The following is a 3,160-nucleotide window of genomic DNA, read 5'->3' as shown; positions in this document are numbered from 1 at the left end:
CCTGTGTTGTGCGAACCGGAGAAGTGTTCCATGAGTAGGTGTAAGGGTCTGTTCCTCCGCTTGGGGTTAAGTCGAGTATCCCATCGCTACCGCCGTAACAGGTGGTTGGGTAAGAAACAATAGTACCATCGAGAATTTGAGCAGGTTCGGTAATGTTAACATCAACTACAGCTGTTGTATCATCACCCGTAACACCAGGGGTGCCCTTATCGTCAGTTAGAGTTGCAGTGTAGCTCCCTGCAGGTTTACCGGTAATGGTGAATGTAGTTTCGCCACTTGACCATAAAACCGTAACTGTTCCAATATTTTCGGCATACGAAACGGTAACCTCTCCAGTACTTTCGCCTTTACAGTTAACATTGGTTTGGGCTGAAACCCAAGCATGGAAGTTCCTTTCATCGAGTACCACAAAGGAGTTGGAGTCTTTGCAGGAAGTGTTATCGGTAACAATCACCTTGTAGGTTCCGCCAACATTGAGGCCCGAAATATCTACAGTAGTGTCTACCTCGGTTACTCCAAGTTTCCAGGAGTAGCTGGAGTAGGCACCCGAGCCTCCGCTAACGGTAATATCAACAGCACCATTACTTCCAGCACCGGTAATGTTTGTAACCGTTCCCGCTATTGAAATTTTAGTGGGCTGGGTAATGGTATAGCTACCGTTTGACTGACAACCATTCTTGTCGGTAACCGTCACCTGGTAATTCCCGGCCGATAAACTATTTTGATCTTCAGCATCAATCACATGCCCACATCCGTTTTCGGTTGTCCAGAAGTAACTGAAAGGCGAAGTTCCGCCTGAAACCGTTAGGTTAATGGTTCCATCCTTTGCACCGTAACAGCTTACGTTGGTTTGGGTGTGACTGAGTGAAAGTGCAGCAGGCTGAGTAACGGTGTAGCTTACGGTTGACTGATTTGAATTGTTATCGGTTACGGTTACCTCATAGGTACCGGCAGCCAAACTGGTAATTGAGGAGTCAGTTGCCGCGTATGGGTTCCCATTTAGTTTCCAGCTATAGGAGTAAGGGGGTATTCCAAAGTATGGGGTAACGGTAAGAGCTCCATCGGAGCCTCCATTACAGCTAACATTCTTCTTGTAAGTGAAAGCTGCAGTAAAATCGTTATGATTTTTAGTAAGGAAAAGATCTTTGCCTGACCCTGAATTGTTCAGAGTGTTAGTACCAACTGTTAGCGTGGGTGATGTAAAATATCCCCCAAAGTAAACGTTGTAAAGCGTATCAAGTGCGACACCCTGTCCACGATCGTCCTGGGTTCCCGACACTGACCTGGCCAGAACGGCATTCGATTCTACGTCGAAGACAAAGAATGCAGCATCGTTATCGCCACCTGATGTAATAGTGTTAAGGTTAAAGTTTATGGAATTTGAAAAATAACCAGTGGCTACCAAAATGTTATTGAAAACGTTCAGGCCATATCCCACATCGCCTCCAGTTGAACCTATGGTTCTTTTCCAGATTAATCGTCCGTCGAGGTTATACTTGGCTACAAAAATATCGTTACCTCCAGCAGTGGTGAACTGCGATGATTGCTGTGTTGCAGTACTATCAATTGTCCCTGTCCCCTGAATATACCCAATAATGTATGTAAAGTTATCGTAAACAGCAATGCTGTTTAATTGATCATCTAGAGTGCTACCTCCCTTGCGAACCCAGATAGTAGTGCCATCCGTTGGACTTGCTTTCACAAGGATTATGTCGCCACTACCAGCCGATGTGTAAGGGGTACCATCTAAGGTGAGTGTGCCTGCAAGTGCACCACCAACATAGAGCGAATTGGTTTCATCAACTGCGATTGCTCTAAATAGCGATGAATTGTTGTTGCCAGGAATTTGCTTTGACCATCGGTAAACACCTGCAGGGGTAAAGCTTGCAGTAAAAAGGTCGCGGTTGCTATCGGCGTTGGTGTAGTTTTGTCCATTAGTTCCGTCGCCAACCGTAAACGAAGTGCTTTGCGACATACCGGCAACGTAAAGATTACCATCCTTACCAACGGTGATTGCAGATACTCGCTCGTTTCCCGATGAACCAAATGCAGCTTTACGTACCCACTGCAAAACTCCATTTGAGTTGTATTTTGCTAAAAAGCCATCGTTACCCCCATCGGAAGTAAGAGTATTTCCAGTTCCGAAATCGCAGGTACCCTGAAAGAAACCAGAAACGTACAGGTTCTCAGAGGCGTCAATAGCAAGGTCATCGGGCTGGTCACCCTCACTTCCTCCTACCGTTTTTACCCATGCTACATTTCCGTCGGAGTCAAACTTGGCAATAAAAATGTCAAGTTTGGTTGATGAACTATTAGGGTAACCATTATAGGTAACACCATTTAGAATAAAATGCGATTTATAGGAACCTATAACATAAATGTTACCGGATTGTGCATATCGGACTTGATATATATCCAGCTCATTTGCCTGATTTGGATTGGGCGCCTGGGTGAACTGCTTTAACCAAACCCACCCATTTTGGGTATAGCCCGTAGCTGCTGCTAGGCCAACTATAAGCGTTAAAAGCAACTTTTTCGCTTTCATATTTTATTTTTTTTATTTTCTAGCAAAAATTAAGCCAATAAATATAAATGAATGATTGATAATTAAAAAACTGAATTAGGTTACAAAACTATTTCAAAAATAGGAATTAAATCAATATTTATACGTAAAGAAACATATATTGTAATAGCAGTAACACTATATTTACATAAAAAAACATTTTAAGGTGACAAGCATATTAATTCATATAGGTTACCCGAAAACAGCCACCACCTGGTTGCAGGACATTTTTTTTCCAAAAATTCTCAATTACCATTTTGTATCATGGCGCGAGGCCAATCGTTTAATCTATAATTCCAGTTGCTTTGCTTACAATTCCGAAAGAGTTCGAGATGAGTTTTTTAAGGATAAATGTGCAAACCTTTTAGTAAGCTCTGAGTTTTTTTCAACTGCAATAAACTCTGGTTTTAATTATGGGTATTTTTCGTATGGAATTTCCCATAAATTAAAAGAAACATTTCCTGATGCTACTATTATAATATTTATTCGCCGTCAGCAATCGCTTATAACATCGGCATACCAGCAGTATATTAAAAACGGCGGGACATATAGCTTTAAGCGTTGGTTGTATTCAGGCGAGGTTTTCAGCTTTGAACA

Annotated in this window: 1 protein-coding gene; it reads right to left on the bottom strand. The window is 42.3% G+C overall.

Features of this window, described 5'->3' with window-relative positions; translation table 11 throughout:
* Positions 1-2,545: hypothetical protein (locus WHS63_RS13060; protein WP_445205497.1), on the bottom strand; the 2,545-nt coding region annotated here is incomplete at its 3' end.
* Positions 2,546-3,160: the final 615 nt, after the last annotated feature.

The sequence above is a fragment of the Tenuifilum sp. genome, from assembly GCF_037481895.1.
In the GTDB taxonomy this organism is placed as follows: Bacteria; Bacteroidota; Bacteroidia; order Bacteroidales; family Tenuifilaceae; genus Tenuifilum; species Tenuifilum osseticum.
This window is presented reverse-complemented; position numbering and strand designations above follow the sequence as displayed.